The following is a 19,192-nucleotide window of genomic DNA, read 5'->3' as shown; positions in this document are numbered from 1 at the left end:
TAGAATTTTTGCACGATATCCGACGTCTAATCGTCTTCAATCAACTTGTAGATAACAAACAGTGCAATCTCTGCAATTAGCCAAAGCGCACATGTAATCGTCACGTATTTATTATCAAAGATACTGATCCCTTTCAAGATCAGGTCGTAGCCAACAAAAGCACCAATCACCACTGCCAAGATAATCTGTAGGATCTGAATAAAACGAGGCATTCCTCTCTCCTATGTTCTTATATCAAACTATGTGTTTATCACTATATCATTGATAATAAGACAAAAGTGCAGATAATGCTGCACTTTTGTCTTTAACTTTCTGTCAAAAATTGCAATTCAAACGCTGAAGTTAGCGACAATTACGATTTTTTGGCGTCGATTAATTACGCTTTCTCAGCTTCAGCAATCTTCACTTTCCACGTGTCAGGGCCGATCTGGTGTGCGTTCACGCCGTTAGAGTCAACCGCTACCGTTACAGGCATATCTTCAACTTCAAACTCGTAAATCGCTTCCATACCGAGATCTTCAAACGCAACAACGCGTGCTTTTTTAATTGCTTTTGCGACTAAATAAGCTGCACCACCAACCGCCATTAGGTAAACCGCTTTGTGCTCTTTGATTGATTCAACCGTTGCAGGGCCACGTTCCGCTTTACCGATCATGCCCATAATGCCAGTTTCGTTCAGCATCATGTCAGTGAACTTATCCATACGTGTTGAAGTTGTTGGGCCCGCAGGACCTACCGCTTCATCACCTACAGCATCAACAGGACCCACGTAGTAAATGAACTTACCTTTGAAATCAACGCCAGCTGGTAAGCCTTCGCCGCTTTCTAGCATGCCTTGAATACGTTTATGAGCAGCATCACGACCGGTTAAGATCTTACCTGACAGAAGAACCGTTTCGCCGGTCTTCCACTCTTGTACGTCTTCTTTAGTCACTTCATCAAGGTTAACACGACGTGTATTTGCGCCCGCTTCCCAAGTGATGTCTGGCCACTCTTCTAACTTAGGTGGCGTTAGCTCTGCTGGGCCGCTGCCATCTAGTGTGAAGTGAACGTGACGCGTTGCTGCACAGTTCGGGATCAAACATACAGGCTTAGAAGCAGCATGAGTTGGTGCTGTTTTGATTTTTACATCAACCACAGTAGTGAGACCTCCAAGACCTTGTGCACCAATGCCAAGCTTGTTTACACGGTTGAAGATGTCTAAACGAAGCTCTTCTTCTGCGTTCTCAGGACCTTTCTCGATAAGCTCTTGGATATCGATGTGTTCCATCAAAGATTCTTTCGCTAGCACAGCTGCTTTCTCAGCCGTACCGCCGATGCCTATACCTAGCATACCCGGTGGACACCAGCCTGCACCCATTGTTGGCAGCGTCTTCTCTACCCATTCTGCAATATCATCAGAAGGGTTCAGCATAACCATCTTGGTTTTGTTCTCAGAACCGCCGCCCTTAGCCGCGATTTGAATTTCAACTTTGTTGCCTGGAACCATATTAATGTGGACAACCGCTGGTGTGTTGTCTTTGGTATTAATACGCTTACCTGCAGGGTCCATTAGGACAGATGCACGCAATGGGTTATCTGGGTTGTTGTAAGCTTGACGAACGCCTTCATCAACCATCTGTTGTACTGTTTGATCCGTTTCCCACCTAACATCCATACCGATGTTCACGAAACAAGTAACAATACCCGTATCCTGACAAATTGGACGATGGCCTTCCGCAGACATGCGCGAGTTGATAAGAATCTGAGCGATCGCATCTTTAGCTGCTTGGCTCTCTTCTTTCTCGTACGCTTTTTCTAGGGCTTGGACAAAGTCTAAAGGGTGATAATAAGAAATGTACTGAAGTGCGTCAGCGACACTGCTGATCACATCTTGCTTACGAATAACCGTCATTGCATGCCTCTTTATTGTTCTGGTTCCATGTGGGTTCACAGTTTGACTATATGTGCCAAATCGAATTAGGTGGTTTAGCTTTTTATTGTGTTGAGCTGTATTTAGTTGCTTTAGCAATCGCTTGCATAGCTTTAAACTAAACCACTTGGATTACTCCGTTCTAATCAAGAACCCATTTTATTTTCAATTTATGATACTCTTGCTTCCTCTCACACGCCATGCAGTGATCGAACTCTTTGTCACAAATTAAACAAATGAATAACAACGAATTTCGCTCTATCCAAATCAAGCCGCTTGAATATCAATCAACTTTAGCTAAACAGCTGTTTTCCCATATTGAAAACCTGCCGTGGGCAATGCTATTACGCTCCGCTTCAGAAAGCCACGTTGATAGTCGATACGATATTTTAGTTGCTCAACCCATCGCCACCTTCGAGACAATCGGTGCAGAAACGACCGTTAATGTTAATGAGACGTGCGAGGTTTCAGACTCTGATCCTTTCGAACTACTCGACCAATATCAGCAACAATTATTGCCTGCGACTAAAGAGCACACTCAGTTGCCATTCGTTGGCGGCGCTTTAGGCTATTTTAGCTATGATTTAGGGCGCAGAGTCGAGACACTTCCATCACTCGCAAAGCGTGATATTGAAGCACCTGACATGGCAGTTGGCTTGTATGAATGGGCTGTTATCGTTGACCACCAATTGAAAACGGCGTGTATTGTCGGTAGCAATATCGATGAACATCATGATTGGCTAATGCAGCAGATGGCTCAATCACACCTATCACATGCGCCCTTTGGGTTAACCACACCGTGGCAATCCAATATGAGCGAAGAGAGCTACGCCACTAAGTTCGATAGTGTTCAAGAGTACCTGTTATCCGGGGACTGCTATCAGATTAACTTAGCTCAGCGCTTCAATGCCCAATACCAAGGTAGTGAATGGCTGGCTTATGACAAGTTAGAACAGTACAACTCAGCGCCCTTTTCGGGTTTTATCCGTTTGGCCGACTGCGCAATCATCAGTGTTTCGCCAGAGCGTTTCTTAGAACTCAAAGACAACGTCATTGAAACCAAGCCAATCAAAGGCACACGACCTCGTTCTGAGGACCCGATGATTGATAATGCCAACGCGCAAGACCTAGCAAGCGCCGATAAAGATCAGGCGGAAAACTTGATGATCGTCGACCTACTTCGTAATGACATTGGCCGAGTAGCAAAACCGGGCACAGTGCATGTACCAAAGCTCTTCGATATTGAAAGCTTCCCTGCCGTGCACCACTTAGTGAGCACGATACGAGCGGACCTTGATGACCAATACTCTGCAACTGACCTTCTGAGAGCCTGTTTCCCTGGAGGCTCGATTACTGGCGCACCAAAAGTTCGCGCGATGCAGATCATTGAAGAGTTAGAACCGCATCGACGTTCAGCGTACTGCGGCAGTATTGGCTACATCAGCCGAAATGGCAGAATGGATACCAGTATTACCATTCGTACATTAGTCGCCGAGAACAACACGCTTTATGCTTGGGCTGGCGGTGGTGTGGTATTTGATAGTGATTGTGCTTCTGAATACCAAGAAACACTGGATAAGCTGAGTCGAATTCTACCGGTACTTGAAGATTGCTAAACCTAGTGTCATTAACTGCGAGTTCCGCGACTTAATGACGAGTTCCGTAGCTTAACGGCTAGCAAAAGTTCGATATAAAAAGAAACCGAAGGATCGTAAGATCACTTCGGTTTTTTAGTCTGTAAGTTAGAGTACATAACTCACAACGCTTTATTCGCGTGTTTAAGCGACCTTCACCGCTGAGACACCCCACTTCTTGAGCATCTCTTTCAGATCGTTGGCGGTGTAAGGCTTACTCAAAATGTCATCCATTCCACACTGAATACAACGTTCGCGTTCTTCCAATGTCGTTCCGGCGGTCAGTGCCACAATAGATTTAACGTAACCCTTCTCTCTTAGCTTCTCTGTTGCTTCAAACCCGTCCATAACAGGCATTCTGCAATCCATGAATACAATGTCGTATTCGTTGTCTGACGCGAGCTCAAACCCTTCGACACCATTGCTTGCGATAGCTGGTTCAATCTCATGTTTACGAAGCATCTGTTGGATGATGATCTGGTTCATCTTAATATCATCAACCACCAGCACTTTAAGTAGTGACAATTCCGCCTCATACTCAAAGCCCTTGGCGACACTATCACTCTCTGCCGGAACATCGACAACTTGAAGAGGAATCGAGATGGTAAACGTCGTGCCTGAACCAACGACACTGGTCACCCCAATATCACCATTCATCAGAGCCACCAGTTTGCGACAAATCGCTAACCCAAGTCCTGTACCCTCATAGTTCCGACTACTTGAGTTATCTGCCTGCGTAAAAGGTTCAAACAGCGTCTTATGCGCCGATTCAGCGATTCCGACTCCGGTATCTTCTACAGAGAAAACAAATTGGTTTTTGTCCCACTCAATATCAACATTCACATGCCCTTCTTCTGTAAATTTAATCGCATTACCTATTAAGTTCACAAACAGTTGTGTGATGCGCTCTAAATCGCCTTGGAAATGGGAGGGAACGTTTGACGTAACACTGATATTGAATTCGAGCTGCTTCTCAATTGCTCGATTGACGAAGATGCTTTCAATCGTGTTTCTCAAATCACGTAGGGCAAATTTCTTTGGAATAAGCTCTAACATCCCTGCGTTAATTTTGCTGTAATCCAATAGATCATTAATGATGGTTCGGAGAAACTCTCCAGATTGGCTCAGGTTGTTCACTATCTCACGCTGAGAGCTATTCAGTTCGGTATCACTGATCAACTCGGCACTGCCTAGTAAGCCATTAAGTGGAGTTCTTAACTCATGATTAATCATGGCCACAAAGTCACGCGTTGCCCTTTCGGACTCTTCCGCTCGTTTACGTGATTCAATATTTCGGTTGATTGCTAGTTGATGGGTTAAGGCACTGCAGATAAGGTCCGTGACCAACAACAGTTGGCTTTGGATAAACTCGTAGTCTTGGTCTAACAACCTGACTCTGACGATTAACGCACCAACTATGACTTTTTCAACCTCTAAGGGCACGGTCAGTAGGTTGTCTTGCCAATGAGGTTCTTGAATGTCTTGCTCTAACACCTCGACAGTCTCATCGCCATAATCATAGGTCTGTAACTGAGGGATGAGCTTGGGAGGTAGAATCAAACGACTGGCTTCGATTAAGTAACTGTTAGTCACGTTGGTCGTTAGTTCAGATAGCATGACATCATCGAGATCATTTCTTAGAAACGCGCGCCCAAAATCAATCAACAGGTTGTCGATTTGTTCTTGGAATTCAATGCGGCGTATATTCGCGTTGGAGCGCTTTTCTAACTGACGCAAAGCAAGCTCAAGCTGTTGGTTAGCCTCGAACAGTTCGAGGCTCTTCTGTTCCAACAATCCTTCAGCCGCTTTCCTTGCCGCGATTTGACGCTTAAGCTTCTTCTCTAGGGCAGATGCCAGATCCATATTACTTTTCTACTTTGAGATTAAACCTAACCACGCTTTGGTCATCATTTTGTGGCGTCATCTCCACCGCGATAGATTCACCGTGGTATTCAGCACATCCTTCAATAAGCCCTAAGCAAACATGAGACATACACCTTGCGCTTTTGTAGTCAAAAACAAGTTGTGCTTCGTTCGTGGTGATAAAACTGAATTCAGGTGGCTCAGCATCTGGATAGAGCTTCTTCACTTCAACATGAATGTAACGCTCTACGTGCTGAATAAATTGAAAGGTGGTATTGCTGTGAGCAAGGCTCGCTTTATTCGGTAATGAGGCCAGTAAGTTCTTAAATACAGACTGCCCAAACACGCGTTGCAAGCTTGCCGCATCAATATCGGTTTTCTTACTCAAGTTGATAATCAACCTGACAAGGTCTTTGTGGTCGTAACTGCCGACCGACGTATAGATTCCTTCATCTTCTGACATTTCTAGAACTTCTTCCAAAAGCTCTAGCCCAAACTTGTCTTCAACAAGCTCTAAAAATTCGGTGAATATGATTCCTTTCATCTCATACCTTTTCTTCTATTTCTTTTTAGAATGGTCCACTAAGTTATTGTTATCAAATTCTTAAACAAAAAATCTACGTTTCGTCACCCAATTTTATGACATCGATAACGCTTACTCGCCTGTATGCACATATTGAATATAGCAAAAATCGTCATTTTGAGGAGATTCATCGGTAAACAGCCCCTCATGACGCCCAATTAATAACTAAAAGAGGGAAAGTGAATGAAGAAAAACTCAATATTGGTAATCAACCCACGGTTATGTCTATAATTAAAATCATAATAATCAATATATTGGCTTGATATGAATAAAGAAAACTTCCTTCAGCAATTCCAACTTAACCCTACCGTTGGCTATCACCCAGAGTCAGTAGAGCGTGTTTCGCACATCAGTGGCGAGCAATTACGTAAAGCGGCAGTGGTGGTAGGTTTAGTTGAAAGAGAAGATGGTTTACATGTCATTTTTACTAAAAGAGCGGCTCATTTAAAGCATCACCCCGGCCAAGTCAGCTTTCCTGGTGGTAAACACGAACTTTCTGACCCTTCTATGCAATTCACTGCACTCAGAGAGCTCCATGAGGAGGTGGGAATTCGATCGGATCAAGTTAAAATTGTTGGGCAATTACCTACATTGAGTACTATTAGTAAATTTTCTGTGACGCCGATTGTTGCCATGGTCGATCCTGACTATGAAGCCATCATTGATGAGAACGAAGTTGCCTCAATTTTTGAGGTGCCCGCTACCTATGTTTTAGACCAAGCCAAGTTACACAGCCACACTGTTAACTTTAAACAAATCAAGCATCGTGTTTTTGCGATGCCCTTCCAAGAGCACCTAATTTGGGGCGTTACGGCGCAAATCATCCAATCACTGCAGCAACATGTAGTGCAACGAATTACATAGAAACTACGTTTTGTTTAATCTCTGTTAACAAAATCCAGACTTTCTATGGAACAGATTTATTAATGCAATTTTACGCAAACGTTTCCCTGGTATAAATCTATACAACCCCGCCTTTCGCATAAATAAAAGTAATACCAAGCATAAACATAAATCACCTGTGGCACGCTATTTTCGTGATCAAAAATCCGTTTTTCGCATATCATGTGACACGCCGTTTCATTACATGATTTAGATCTATTTTTTGCAGAAGAAAATTCTGCAGAATTAGCCCCGACTTATTTCCTGTTCCCAAAAAATGAGTAATTTAACATGAACACAACAACTTCTTCGGCAAATGCCGTTAAAGATTCAAGCAAGTTTAACTATAAAGATTTTACCTGGTGTTTATCACTATTCGGTACAGCAGTTGGTGCTGGCGTACTATTCCTTCCAATCAAAGCTGGTGCGGGTGGTTTTTGGCCATTAGTTATCCTAGCTCTAATTGCGGCACCAATGACTTGGTTCGCACACAAATCTCTAGCTCGTTTCGTACTGTCTGCTAAAAACCCTGAAGCTGATATTACAGACACAGTTGAAGAGCACTTCGGTAAGACTGGCGCAAACATTATTACTTTTGCTTACTTCTTTGCTATCTACCCGATCGTTCTTATCTACGGTGTTGGTATCACAAACACAGTTGATTCTTTCCTAGTAAACCAAATGGGTATGGAATCTATTCCACGTCCTCTTCTTTCTGGTGCACTTATCCTTGCTATGACAGCAGGTGTTGTATTCGGTAAAGAGCTGATGCTTAAAGCAACTTCAGCAATGGTTTACCCACTAGTATTCATCCTACTAGCGCTATCTTTTTACCTAGTTCCTGATTGGAACACTTCAATGATGGACGTAAGCCCAGAATGGTCAACAATGCCTTCTATTATCTGGCTTGCTATTCCAATCATCGTGTTCTCTTTCAACCACAGCCCAATCATTTCACAGTTCTCTAAAGAGCAACGTCGTGTATACGGTGATGACGCAGTTAAGAAAACTGACGCGATCACTGGCGGCGCAGCAATGATGCTGATGGGTTTTGTAATGTTCTTCGTATTCTCTGTAGTTCTTTCTCTATCTCCAGAGCAACTAGCAACAGCACAAGCACAGAACATCTCTGTTCTTTCTTACCTAGCAAACGTACATGAGTCTCCACTTATCTCTTACATGGGTCCTCTAGTAGCGTTCGCAGCGATTACTTCTAGCTACTTCGGTCACTTCCTAGGTGCTCACGAAGGTCTTGTTGGTCTAATCAAGTCTCGCTCTGGTTCTTCAGTAAGCACTATCGAAAAAGCATCTCTAGCGTTCATCGTTGTTACTACTTGGATTGTTGCGGTAGTTAACCCAAGTATCCTAGGTATGATTGAAACAATGGGTGCTCCAATGATTGCAGCTATCCTGTTCCTAATGCCTGTATTCGCGATGCAAAAAGTACCAGCAATGGCTAAGTACAAAACTTCAGCACCTGTACAAATCTTTACAGCTTTATGTGGTCTAGCGGCTATTAGTTCTGTAATCTACGGCGCTCTTTAATCTCAAGCCCTTTTTATAAGATGGCATCCATCTTATATCACGAGATTAGACAAAAAATATAATGATAATAAATGAGCCTCCCTACTCCCCTTGGGAGGCTCTCTTTTTGAGGTAATCGCTATGATTAGTGTATTTGATATCTATAAAATCGGTGTTGGTCCATCGAGCTCACACACAGTTGGACCAATGAAAGCGGGTAAAGAATTTATTGATGACCTACGTTCAATGGGAAAATTGCGCGACATCACTAAAATCACCGTGGACGTATATGGATCACTATCACTGACAGGGAAAGGTCACCACACAGATATCGCAATCATCATGGGTCTTGCTGGCAATACTCCTGAGCGTGTTGATATCGATTCTATTGCTGGCTTCATTGCTCGCGTAGAAGAAACTGAGCGCCTTCCTGTTGGCATGCACTGTCATACAGTATCGTTCCCACGCGATGGCGGTATGAACTTCCACACTAGCAACCTTTCTCTACACGAGAACGGCATGAGCATTCATGCATGGGTTGGTGACGAAGTTGCATACTCAAAAACGTACTACTCAATTGGTGGCGGTTTCATCGTTGACGAAGAGAACTTCGGCAAAGAAGAAGAAAACCCAATCAAAGCACCTTACGAATTCACAACAGCTGAAGAGCTGGTTAATCAGTGCAAAGAAAGCGGTCTTTCTATCAGTACACTGGTTATGAAAAACCAAGCAGCGTTCCACTCAGACGAAGAGTCTCGCACTTACTTCGCTAACATCTGGAAAACTATGCGTGAGTGTATGGATCGCGGTATGAATACTGAAGGTATCCTGCCTGGTCCACTACGTGTTCCTCGCCGTGCAGCAGCACTTCGCCAACAGCTAATGACTTCAGAAAAAACAACCAATGATCCAATGTCGGTTGTTGACTGGGTAAACATGTTTGCTTTCGCAGTAAACGAAGAAAATGCAGCTGGCGGCCGTGTAGTAACGGCACCAACAAACGGCGCATGTGGCATCATCCCTGCTGTATTGGCTTACTACGATAAGTTCATCCAAACAGTGACAGAGAAAGATTACATCCGTTACTTCGCAGCTTCTGGCGCGATCGGTGGTCTTTACAAGCGTAACGCTTCAATCTCTGGTGCTGAAGTTGGCTGTCAGGGTGAAGTTGGTGTGGCATGCTCTATGGCTGCTGCTGGTCTTGCTGAGCTTATGGGTGGTAGCCCTGAGCAAGTATGTATGGCTGCAGAAATCGGCATGGAGCACAACCTAGGTCTAACATGTGACCCAGTTGCTGGCCAAGTACAAGTACCATGTATCGAGCGTAACGGTATTGCTGCAGTTAAAGCAATCAACTCGACTCGTATGGCGCTTCGTCGCTCTTCTGCTCCTACTGTTTCTCTAGATAAAGTTATCGAAACAATGCTAGAAACAGGTAAAGACATGAACGCTAAATACCGTGAGACATCTCAAGGTGGTTTGGCTGTTAAGGTTGTTTGTTAATCATTCTGAATTAATAAACCGATAATAAAAAAGGAACGCCGCGGCGTTCCTTTTTTGTATCTGAAGCTTTTGGAGCTAAAGCTTGGTGACTGATTGATTCAACCGACCAAATTGTTTTGTTAAATCACTTGCGAGATAAGCAGGAAACAACCAAACAGCAGTGAGAACAACATCATTGCGCTGCCACCTTCTGCTCGGTATCGGTCATCAGCAACTTTCATGAAACGCTGTTTGTGGACCATAACCAGAGGAACAAACACCGCTAGGAACACCAAGATGATACCTGCGTAATTCAGTACTTGTAGGAACTTGTCTGCCGCAAGCAATGAACCAGCCAACGGCAAGATAAAGCTAATGCAGTACGTTACCGCTGTATTTTGGTTGAACATGTCTTTGTTCTGGTTGAACAACGCCATCGCCACACCAAAGAAAGAGGTCAACAACGCCAAGCCCGTGAAGGTAGACAGAACGTTACCCACCCAAGGAGACTGAGCCTCAAACGCCGCCATCAAATCTGATACGTTCTCAAAGCTTCTGAATTGCTCTTCACTCAAGTTGCCCACTACCGCAAACAACCAACACAAGTAACACACTAATGGGATCAGAGAACCGATGATCACCATGTTACGCAGCTGTTTGTCTGTCGCTTCGTGGTTGTAAGAAACCAAGGTTGGAATCACCACCATAAAGCCAAAGCTCGTAAACAGGATGGCACTGGTTTTGATTAGGTCAACGTGGTCATGGCTGGTTACCTGCATCAAGTTTTCTTGAGTCATGCTCGGCGCTAAGAAGGCCATGGTTGCAAACAAACTAGCAAGCATCACGAAGAACAATGCTCGATTGAGCTTATCAATCACACCAGTACCACTTGCGACTACTGCGCCAGCAAGCAAGGTAAACACGGTTTGGCTGGTAGTCGCGGTAATTTCGACGCCAAAGTTAGACAGTAACTTACTCAGCAAGTCACCTGCGCCCAGAATGTAAGCCATTAATAGGCAAATCAACAACGCGTATAGCAAGCCGTTGGTAAGCAACTGACCTTGTTTACCCAAGGTTTTTCGGGCAATAGAGTTTAATCCTAGACCGCCACCCGCTTTGATGGTCGCTTCTAGAAGTAGTAATGCTGCGTAAGTCGTACCGAAACAGATCAGTACCATAAGCAGTGTGCCGTAAAGCAATCCGAATTGAGCTAATACCATTGGGATCGCAAGCATACCAGCACCGAGAGCGGTACCAGCGATAATTAGGGAGCTACCCATCATTTTAATATTCATTGTTTTTAACTTATTTGTTTAGTTTTTATAGATGTGAGTCTTCGTTCATCGAGCGGATGACAAAGGAGTTCAGATAGAAATAAAGTTATAAAACGAATAACAATAGGAGCGATAAGCGGTAAAGAAGCGTGCAGAGACGTTGTCGAACAGGGCGTTCAAAGGGGAGCTTGTCTTAAAAGAGGTAAAACGAGAAGCGTGAGTAAGCATTAACTGATGTGGTGAACCTTCCGTAGGTTCAATAATCGGTGATGTAATCTTGAATTTCATGTATGTGTCCAATAAGTCACATTCCATAGTATTTGAAGCAGCGTATCCGTTGCTGCCCTACCTCTATCATAGAGGTCTTTTCATCTTATCGAATGAGCCTCGAAACACAACGCTATAACCACAATTTTTGCTATTAAATTGAACAAAACAACCACTTGGATATAAATTGACCACTAAGTCGTCTAAAACAATAGTCTTTATTGATAAAAGACAAGCGGACAAATACATCGAGCTAATTAACAACCTAGGCTTTTCTAATTATCAGCACAATCAAAACTCGATGCTGCACTTCAATTTTCCCAAAACAACAGTCTGTTTTAAGAACAGCGAGGAGCTTGAAGCGCGTTCCATTTCAACATCAGACACAACACAAACTCGCTACATCACAGAAACATAACCACAACCGGAGTGTGGTCACACAATTCGTTATACCCCATAGGTGGTAGGAATTCTTACTAGTACAGTATTTGCGTCATTATAATTAATAAAAACAAACACCTTATGCGCTCAACAATCACCTTTAAAATCCTAGTGGCCCTCGCCATCGTGTTCACCTTTTTGCTGGCAATATCGACCTATTTCCAATATTCGCAACAAAAGCAACTTGTAAACTCAGTGTTAAGTGAGCAGCTTCACGACAAAGCAAGTAACTACTTCGATAGCCTCAATATGATGATGCTCACCGGCACCATGGCACAAAAAGAGACCCTTCGTCAGAAAGCACTGGCTCAAGAAGGCATTGAAGACGTTCGTGTTTTACGCGCCGACGCTGTCAGCAAGTTATATGGCCCAGGTAATGACAACCAAACACCGGTTGACGATATTGATAAACGAGCGCTAGCGGGCGAAACCGTTATCGAACCTTTTTCTGCTGATTGGGGCAAAGGCTTGGTTATTGCTCTGCCAATGAAGTCGAGTGAAGATTACCGAGGAACCAATTGTGTCGCCTGTCATATGGCACCAGAAGGTGAAGTCTTGGGTGCGATTCGTCTCGAATATAACCTTAACCATGTTAACTCGCTGATTAACACTCAAACCATGGCTGCTATTGGCATTATGGCAGTGATCTCGTTTGCCGGATTTGTCCTTACGATGGGATTAATTCGTAAGATTATCGTGCGCCCGCTGCAACAGACTTCTCGCTTTATGACCCAAGTCAGCAACGATAAAAACCTATCCACTCGCCTGCCGGAACAAAGCAAGGATGAGATTGGCACGCTGGCTAACTCCATCAACTCGTTCATGGGAACCGTATCCGACAGCTTAGAAAAGGTACAAAACACCTCGCACAAACTGAATGCGTCTGCCAACCAACTGACTAGTGTCGCGCAAATTACCGAGCAAGCCGCCAGTGACCAGCAAAGCGAAACCGCCGAAGTGCAACATAATGTCGAAGGAATACAGGCACAGCAAGTCAATGTAGAACAAGCGACTTTAACGGCTTCAGAGCTTATTAATCACACCGCAGATGTGGCATGTAAGAGTGCCAACCAAGCACACGACGCAAGCAGTGAGATAAAAAACCTCGTTAGCAGCATAGAAGAAGTGAAACACAAAATACTGACACTCAATGAGCAAACCGGAGAGGTCTCTTCAATATTGAGTGTGATTCGTGGCATTGCTGACCAAACCAATCTTCTGGCCTTGAATGCAGCAATTGAAGCGGCACGTGCGGGAGAACAAGGTCGTGGGTTTGCGGTGGTGGCTGATGAAGTTCGCCATCTTGCATCACGAACCGCTGAAGCAACAGGCAGTATTGAGTCAATCATTCATCAGTTCCAGCAAGGCAGCGAAGAGTCGCTGACTTCTGCCGATCGCGTTTGCGAACAAGCCCATCAAAGCTCAACCGATATCGACGCACTTTCAATTGAAATGAATGGTGTGGTCGAAGAGATGAAACAGGTGCTGGCTCACGCACAGAATATTCAGCAGCAAACGCAATCCACCACACAAGCGACTCAAGATGTTCAACAAAAGGTTGAAACCATCACCTCTCACGCCAACAACACATCGCAATCCGCGGCTGAAACTCGCAACATCAGCAATGACTTAGAAGAGCTATCTGATCATCTTGAATCGCTGATTAATCAGTTTACTTTGTCGAGTACAAAGAAGAAGTCGTAGATCGCCAACAAAAAAGCGCTCAACAATGAGCGCTTTATCTTCATAGCAACGTCTAATTCAGGCTTTCAGGCTTTAAAAGAACCGTAAACCAAGATTAGTGCGTAATGGAAACCGCGGTTAAGTCTTTATGCTTGTGATACATCGCGTGTTTGACTATCAGGTTCGCACTCACGCTATCCATTCCTGACACTTCAACGTAAGCCCCTTTTTTACGGAAGTTGAACACAACCTTATCAAGCGCCTCGACCGAGGTATTATCTAAGAATGACGCATCCGATATATCGATGGTCACTAAAGAGGTCGCGTTGTCATAATCAAATAAGTCGACAAACGCATCTGACGAAGCAAAGAAGACATGGCCTTTTACTCGGTGAATGGTGTGCATTTCGTTTGTCACGACTTCATCGGATATAAACACCATGGATTTGCTGGCATGTGCATAAAACAGAGCCGACAGCACCACGCCAACCGCAACACCTATTGCTAAATTATGAGTAAACACCACCACCGCCACGGTTGCTAGCATGGTTACATTGGTTGGCAGTGTGTGATCTTTAAGCTCAACAATGGAACGCCATGAGAATGTGCCGATAGAAACCATGATCATCACAGACACTAAAGCCGCCATCGGTATAAGCTTCAACCAATCAGAAACAAACACCACCATTAGCAACAAAACAACCCCAGCGATCATGCTGGACAATCGGGTTAAGCCACCTGATTTGATGTTAATGATCGACTGACCGATCATTGCGCAGCCCGCCATTCCACCAAAAAGGGAAGCCACGATGTTCGCAACGCCCTGCCCTTTACACTCATTGTTTTTATTGCTTTCAGTATCAGTCAGGTCATCGACTATGGTCGCTGTCATCAAGGATTCCAACAAGCCAACCAGAGACAGAGCAATCGAATATGGCAGGATGGTTGCAAGCGTCTCAAACGTGAATGGAATATTAGGAATCAAGAACACAGGCAGTGAATCGGGAAGCTTGCCCATATCGCCAATCGTTCTCACATCTAAGCCGAAGAGCAAACTAATGATTGTCAGGGTAACAATCGCGACCAGTGGAGAAGGTATTGCGCGACCAAACTTGGGGAAATAAGGAAGCAGATAAATGATCGCCAAACCCAAAGCGACTAACACGTAAACGCTTGAAGGGACGTTGATTAATTCAGGAAGTTGGGCCATGAAAATTAGAATGGCGAGCGCGTTAACAAATCCAGTAATCACCGATTTGGAAACGAAATTCATCAGGTTACCAAGCTTGAGATAACCAGCTGCGATCTGAATGACGCCAGCTAGAAATGAAGCGGCGAGTAGATATTCTAGTCCGTGCTCTCTCACTAAAGTGACCATTAGTAGCGCCATAGCGCCTGTTGCACCGGAAATCATTCCCGGACGACTGCCAACCAAAGCAGTGACGACACAAATACAGAACGAGGCATAGAGCCCTACTTTAGGGTCAACGCCTGCAATAATTGAAAATGCGATGGCTTCAGGGATCAATGCGAGTGCAACCACAATCCCAGATAATGAATCTCCTTTAACGTTTGATAACCAGTGTTTTTTTAAATAATTAAGCATGTAATTCTCTTTTACTTGTACAGCCAGTCCTGCCTTGTTGAGACATAATTTGATCGACTGTTTTTCTTGAATGAGCGAGCGCTCGAAAAGTGCGGGTGTAGAGAGAATGCAGGGGTTAAGGCGGCGTAATTAACACGTAGATATTAAACTCCTCTTGTACTTTAGTGGGAAATTAAGAAGGTGATCAAGTCCAAAATGACTGAATCCGCGCCAATATAGAGTGAGTCTCAACACAATCACACTCCCATTATTGAAAACAAAGGTTTCGATTACGCCATGCTCGTTCAGCAGCTCACATAGGGTGAAAGGTAAGGCTGACGCTAAGATCGAACAAAAAACACACCCTCAAACCTATTTATCGTCAGTAGACACAATATTTCTTTCTCCAAGCAAGAATAAAGGTTGAAGCTGTCGGTATGACAGGTAATATGTTCAATCGATTTAAAAAGTTTATACAACTTAATGTTTCGGCTAATTATTGTGCAAATGTATATTTATTTGCAGCAATGCCAGAGACTTTGAGTTGAATTTGTCCCTCAATGGAGAATGAAATCAACATGACTTACGCGCCTGTAACAGACGTACTTGGCGGCAAGCTAGCGGTAGACAGTGAAGTAACTGTTCGCGGCTGGATCCGTTCACGTCGTGATTCCAAAGCTGGAATCTCTTTCCTTGCCATTTATGACGGCTCTTGTTTCGACCCGATTCAGGCCGTGGTTCCTAATAATCTTAATAATTACGAAAACGAAGTATTAAAGCTAACAACTGGCTGCTCTGTTGAAGTAACGGGTAAGATTGTTGAGTCTCCTGCGAAAGGTCAAGACTTCGAACTAGCAGCAACTGACGTTAAAGTTGTAGGCTGGGTTGAAGACGCTGACACTTACCCAATGGCTAAGACGCGTCACTCTATCGAGTACCTTCGTGAAGTTGCTCACCTACGTCCACGTACAAACGTGATTGGCGCAGTAGCACGTGTACGTAACTGTCTATCTCAAGCGATTCACCGTTTCTACCACGAGCAAGGTTTCTTCTGGACTTCTGCTCCGCTTATTACTGCATCTGATGCAGAAGGCGCTGGTGAAATGTTCCGTGTTTCTACGCTAGACATGGAAAACCTACCACGCACTGAAAAAGGCGACGTAGACTTCAACGAAGATTTTTTCGGTAAAGAGACGTTCCTAACAGTATCTGGCCAACTTAATGCTGAAGCTTATGCTTGTGCACTAAGCAAGGTTTACACGTTCGGTCCTACGTTCCGTGCTGAAAACTCAAACACAAGCCGCCACCTAGCTGAGTTCTGGATGGTTGAGCCTGAAGTTGCGTTTGCAGACCTTAACGATGTAGCGAAACTGGCTGAAGACATGCTTAAGTACGTTTTCGCTGCTGTTCTTGAAGAGCGCCGCGACGACCTTGAATTCTTCGCTTCTCGCATCGACAAGCAAGCAATTACTCGTCTAGAGCAATTCGTTGACGCTGACTTCGCACAAGTTGACTACACTGACGCAATCCAAATCCTACTAGACTCTGGTAAGAAATTTGAGTTTGACGTTGAGTGGGGCATCGACATGTCTTCTGAGCATGAGCGTTACCTAGCTGAAGAGCACTTCAAAGCACCTGTTATCGTTAAGAACTACCCGAAAGACATCAAAGCTTTCTACATGCGCTTAAACGACGACGGCAAAACAGTTGCAGCAATGGACGTACTTGCACCAGGCATCGGTGAAATCATCGGTGGTGCACAACGTGAAGAGCGTCTAGACATTCTAGACGAGCGTATGATTGCTATGGGTATCGACCCTGAGCACATGAGCTGGTACCGCGACCTACGTAAATACGGTACAGTGCCACACGCTGGTTTCGGTCTTGGTTTCGAGCGTCTAGTATCTTACGTAACAGGTATGGGTAACGTTCGTGACGTGATTCCATTCCCACGTACACCACGCTCTGCAAACTTCTAATTCGAAACCTATTCGATATTAAAAGTTAAGAACAAACAAAAACCTCCGCACTTGCGGAGGTTTTTTTATGTTCGGAATAAAACGAGTCCAGATGCTTCTGCGTGCCACTATCTGAGACTCATTATTTCAAAAGCTAATCCACATCTTGGTCGATAGCGTATTTTATTGCAAGACCGCAAATTGCCATCATAACGAATGGGATCGCGGCAGTGGTGTATTCCGCCCACGCCATATCAGCGAATGCTTTTGCCAGCAGTACGTGGCCGAGAATAAGCAGAAGCGCACACACAATAGCGACAATAATCAGCTTAACTTCATTTCCCATAGTCATTTTCAACATAACGGTATCTCCAATATTTGGTCTACCGTTATTGAATCACAACTCTTTGGTCAATTAGGCGTACAGTTACCCCACAAACAACCCGTACAGTTGGAATGATTGTCTTTTTTATGAGGGACTTAAGGTTTTACGAGTGCGTAAGTTGATGTGCCAGTTTGCCAAGCCAGATGAGCGCCTGTTCTTTCTCTTCTGTCAGTTCATAAGAGAAGTTCAATCGTATCGCGTTATCCACTCTGCCATGCTCACTAAACAGATCGCCAGATGCAACGCTAATACCTTGTTCGATAGCCAGTTGATGAAACTGTTGGCTGTCGAATTTTTCAGAAAAGCGAATCCATATCAAGTAACCACCAGCCGGCTCTTCAATCTCTATTGAATGCGGAAAGTACTGCTTAATGACATCGATAAATCGCTCTTTCCTGACGACAAGGTTTTTACGCAGTTTACGAAGGTGATTGTCGTAGCTTTCATGCGTTAAGAAATGAGCGACACCAAGTTGAACAGGAGCGCTACTCGATAACGTAGAAAGAAGATGTAACTTTTGAATCGCGTCGTTAAAACGCGTGTTCACAACCCACCCTACTCGATAACCAGGACACAAACTTTTTGAATACGACCCACAAAGCAAGACGGAATCGGTCTTATCGAAGGCCTTTAGTGGCTTCGGCTTATGCCCTTCGTAATAAAGATCGCCATACACGTCATCTTCAATAATGTAGGTTCCATGCTGTTCTGCAATCTCTACCACACGGCGCTTTGCCTGTTCCGACAAACTGGTTCCCGTTGGGTTTTGAAAAGTCGTCATCAGCCAACACGCTTTAACATCTTGGTTTTGTAGCGCGTTTTCAAACTGCTCTATATTCAACCCATTGATTGGGCAAACGTCCACTTCGATCGGGTTAAGCCCGAGCCTCTCGACAGCCTGCAGAGCACCATAGAATGCGGGAGACTCAATCACGACGTTATCACCCGACTTGGTGACCGTTTGCAGGCTCAAGTTGAGCGCCTCCATAGCACCCGACGTAATCACGATGTCTTGATGATTAACCGTGATCCCTTGCTGCAGATAACGCTGTGCGATTTGCCTTCTCAAGGACTCACTGCCCGGTGGTAAATTATTTATCACACTCGCGCCAGTCATCTTCCTACCCGCGCTGGCAAGGTTTCGAGTCAAGGTAGGTAACGGGAAAAGGTCGGGATCTGGGAATGCAGAGCCGAAAGGAATCACACCTTCGGCTGAACTCGACTTCAAGAAATCAAATAAGCGGTCATTAATGGCTTTCTTTTCACTAACGAGTGGCTGTGCGTAGTCAACGCCGTCCAGCCTTGGCGCTACAAAGTAGCCCGACTGAGGTTTAGCGATGATCCACCCTTCGCTTTCTAGCAACTGGTAGGCTTGTAAGACAGTACTATTGCTGACGTTGTAATTTCGACAACTCATGCGTACCGAAGGGATCTTCTCTCCGGATCGCCACGTATTGTTGGCTATCTGAGTTCGAATATCCTTTGCAAGCTCTTCATAACGCGCCATCTAATTGTACTACCTAGAGAAATTCTGTGAGCCGGTGATTTTATCACTTACGCAAACAACTATTGCTGCTATCCATATGATCGCACCTAATTTCCACAATAGTGTGAATTGGTTCACAGATAACTTTGTAAGCTTTGCTAAGTTTGTACCCAAGGTAGGAGCTAAGTTGGCTTTCTACCTCAATAATTTGATGTAACCCAAAAACATGCGAG

Annotated in this window: 15 protein-coding genes; 6 read left to right on the top strand and 9 right to left on the bottom strand. The window is 44.4% G+C overall.

What is annotated here, in order from left to right:
* Positions 1–26: 26 nt before the first annotated feature.
* Together AB4323_RS10070 and AB4323_RS10065 are read right to left on the bottom strand one after the other, a co-directional pair.
* Positions 27–212, bottom strand: coding sequence for a hypothetical protein (locus AB4323_RS10070; RefSeq protein WP_004734731.1), 186 nt, complete (start codon positions 210–212; stop codon positions 27–29).
* A 164-nt stretch (positions 213–376) separates the two neighbouring features.
* Positions 377–1,894 (bottom strand): fumarate hydratase, encoded by a 1,518-nt coding sequence (locus tag AB4323_RS10065; RefSeq protein ID WP_017068776.1) that lies wholly within the window; start codon positions 1,892–1,894, stop codon positions 377–379.
* Between the two features lie 254 nt (positions 1,895–2,148).
* Between AB4323_RS10065 and pabB the strand changes: the two genes are divergently transcribed.
* Positions 2,149–3,528, top strand: coding sequence for an aminodeoxychorismate synthase component I (pabB, locus tag AB4323_RS10060; RefSeq protein WP_017065426.1), 1,380 nt, complete (start codon positions 2,149–2,151; stop codon positions 3,526–3,528).
* 162 nt (positions 3,529–3,690) lie between these two features.
* Here the strand turns inward: pabB and AB4323_RS10055 are convergent, their stop codons facing one another.
* Complete coding sequence (locus AB4323_RS10055; RefSeq protein ID WP_102428579.1) at positions 3,691–5,409, bottom strand: ATP-binding protein; 1,719 nt, start codon at positions 5,407–5,409, stop codon at positions 3,691–3,693.
* Position 5,410: 1 nt separating this feature from the next.
* Positions 5,411–5,953 carry a heme NO-binding domain-containing protein gene (locus AB4323_RS10050; RefSeq protein WP_065584176.1) on the bottom strand — a complete coding sequence of 181 codons (543 nt, stop codon included), beginning with the start codon at positions 5,951–5,953 and terminating at the stop codon, positions 5,411–5,413.
* A gap of 303 nt (positions 5,954–6,256) precedes the next feature.
* On the opposite strand from AB4323_RS10050, the gene AB4323_RS10045 reads away from it, so the two are divergent.
* The 3 genes from AB4323_RS10045 to AB4323_RS10035 all read left to right on the top strand — a co-directional run bounded on the left by AB4323_RS10045 (position 6,257) and on the right by AB4323_RS10035 (position 9,901).
* Complete coding sequence (locus tag AB4323_RS10045) at positions 6,257–6,856, top strand: CoA pyrophosphatase (protein WP_372058516.1); 600 nt, start codon at positions 6,257–6,259, stop codon at positions 6,854–6,856.
* A gap of 309 nt (positions 6,857–7,165) precedes the next feature.
* Complete coding sequence (locus AB4323_RS10040) at positions 7,166–8,419, top strand: aromatic amino acid transport family protein (protein WP_102320452.1); 1,254 nt, start codon at positions 7,166–7,168, stop codon at positions 8,417–8,419.
* 120 nt (positions 8,420–8,539) lie between these two features.
* A complete protein-coding gene (locus AB4323_RS10035; protein ID WP_017060420.1) occupies positions 8,540–9,901 on the top strand; it encodes an L-serine ammonia-lyase in 1,362 nt (453 codons plus the stop codon).
* 119 nt (positions 9,902–10,020) lie between these two features.
* Here AB4323_RS10035 and AB4323_RS10030 read toward each other — a convergent pair whose 3' ends face one another.
* Complete coding sequence (locus AB4323_RS10030; protein ID WP_017060419.1) at positions 10,021–11,163, bottom strand: amino acid permease; 1,143 nt, start codon at positions 11,161–11,163, stop codon at positions 10,021–10,023.
* A gap of 81 nt (positions 11,164–11,244) precedes the next feature.
* Positions 11,245–11,442 carry a hypothetical protein gene (locus AB4323_RS10025; protein WP_048611631.1) on the bottom strand — a complete coding sequence of 66 codons (198 nt, stop codon included), beginning with the start codon at positions 11,440–11,442 and terminating at the stop codon, positions 11,245–11,247.
* 501 nt (positions 11,443–11,943) lie between these two features.
* On the opposite strand from AB4323_RS10025, the gene AB4323_RS10020 reads away from it, so the two are divergent.
* The gene (locus AB4323_RS10020; RefSeq protein ID WP_017068771.1) at positions 11,944–13,566 is read left to right on the top strand and encodes a methyl-accepting chemotaxis protein; all 1,623 of its coding nucleotides are present in this window, start codon (positions 11,944–11,946) and stop codon (positions 13,564–13,566) included.
* A 94-nt stretch (positions 13,567–13,660) separates the two neighbouring features.
* Here the strand turns inward: AB4323_RS10020 and AB4323_RS10015 are convergent, their stop codons facing one another.
* Positions 13,661–15,151, bottom strand: coding sequence for a SulP family inorganic anion transporter (locus AB4323_RS10015; RefSeq protein ID WP_372058517.1), 1,491 nt, complete (start codon positions 15,149–15,151; stop codon positions 13,661–13,663).
* Between the two features lie 557 nt (positions 15,152–15,708).
* Here AB4323_RS10015 and asnS point away from each other — a divergent pair.
* Positions 15,709–17,109, top strand: a complete 1,401-nt coding sequence (gene asnS, locus AB4323_RS10010; protein WP_017060416.1) for an asparagine--tRNA ligase — start codon at positions 15,709–15,711, stop codon at positions 17,107–17,109.
* A 133-nt stretch (positions 17,110–17,242) separates the two neighbouring features.
* Here asnS and AB4323_RS10005 read toward each other — a convergent pair whose 3' ends face one another.
* Positions 17,243–17,449, bottom strand: a complete 207-nt coding sequence (locus AB4323_RS10005) for a hypothetical protein (RefSeq protein ID WP_004734707.1) — start codon at positions 17,447–17,449, stop codon at positions 17,243–17,245.
* A gap of 127 nt (positions 17,450–17,576) precedes the next feature.
* Complete coding sequence (locus tag AB4323_RS10000) at positions 17,577–18,980, bottom strand: PLP-dependent aminotransferase family protein (protein WP_372058518.1); 1,404 nt, start codon at positions 18,978–18,980, stop codon at positions 17,577–17,579.
* Between the last annotated feature and the right edge of the window lie 212 nt (positions 18,981–19,192).

Origin of the sequence: Vibrio sp. 10N.261.52.C11 (genome assembly GCF_041471405.1) — a bacterium.
GTDB classification, from domain to species: domain Bacteria; phylum Pseudomonadota; class Gammaproteobacteria; order Enterobacterales; family Vibrionaceae; genus Vibrio; species Vibrio crassostreae_C.
This window is presented reverse-complemented; position numbering and strand designations above follow the sequence as displayed.

Coding starts and splice junctions, on each gene's coding strand:
- AB4323_RS10070 (WP_004734731.1), bottom strand. CDS start 212: ATGCCTCGTTTTATTCAGATCCTACAGATTATCTTGGCAGTGGTGATT.
- AB4323_RS10005 (WP_004734707.1), bottom strand. CDS start 17,449: ATGTTGAAAATGACTATGGGAAATGAAGTTAAGCTGATTATTGTCGCT.
- AB4323_RS10035 (WP_017060420.1), top strand. CDS start 8,540: ATGATTAGTGTATTTGATATCTATAAAATCGGTGTTGGTCCATCGAGC.
- AB4323_RS10015 (WP_372058517.1), bottom strand. CDS start 15,151: ATGCTTAATTATTTAAAAAAACACTGGTTATCAAACGTTAAAGGAGAT.
- AB4323_RS10030 (WP_017060419.1), bottom strand. CDS start 11,163: ATGATGGGTAGCTCCCTAATTATCGCTGGTACCGCTCTCGGTGCTGGT.
- AB4323_RS10040 (WP_102320452.1), top strand. CDS start 7,166: ATGAACACAACAACTTCTTCGGCAAATGCCGTTAAAGATTCAAGCAAG.
- AB4323_RS10065 (WP_017068776.1), bottom strand. CDS start 1,894: ATGACGGTTATTCGTAAGCAAGATGTGATCAGCAGTGTCGCTGACGCA.
- AB4323_RS10020 (WP_017068771.1), top strand. CDS start 11,944: ATGCGCTCAACAATCACCTTTAAAATCCTAGTGGCCCTCGCCATCGTG.
- AB4323_RS10025 (WP_048611631.1), bottom strand. CDS start 11,442: ATGAAATTCAAGATTACATCACCGATTATTGAACCTACGGAAGGTTCA.
- AB4323_RS10055 (WP_102428579.1), bottom strand. CDS start 5,409: ATGGATCTGGCATCTGCCCTAGAGAAGAAGCTTAAGCGTCAAATCGCG.
- AB4323_RS10050 (WP_065584176.1), bottom strand. CDS start 5,953: ATGAAAGGAATCATATTCACCGAATTTTTAGAGCTTGTTGAAGACAAG.
- AB4323_RS10000 (WP_372058518.1), bottom strand. CDS start 18,980: ATGGCGCGTTATGAAGAGCTTGCAAAGGATATTCGAACTCAGATAGCC.
- pabB (WP_017065426.1), top strand. CDS start 2,149: ATGAATAACAACGAATTTCGCTCTATCCAAATCAAGCCGCTTGAATAT.
- AB4323_RS10045 (WP_372058516.1), top strand. CDS start 6,257: ATGAATAAAGAAAACTTCCTTCAGCAATTCCAACTTAACCCTACCGTT.
- asnS (WP_017060416.1), top strand. CDS start 15,709: ATGACTTACGCGCCTGTAACAGACGTACTTGGCGGCAAGCTAGCGGTA.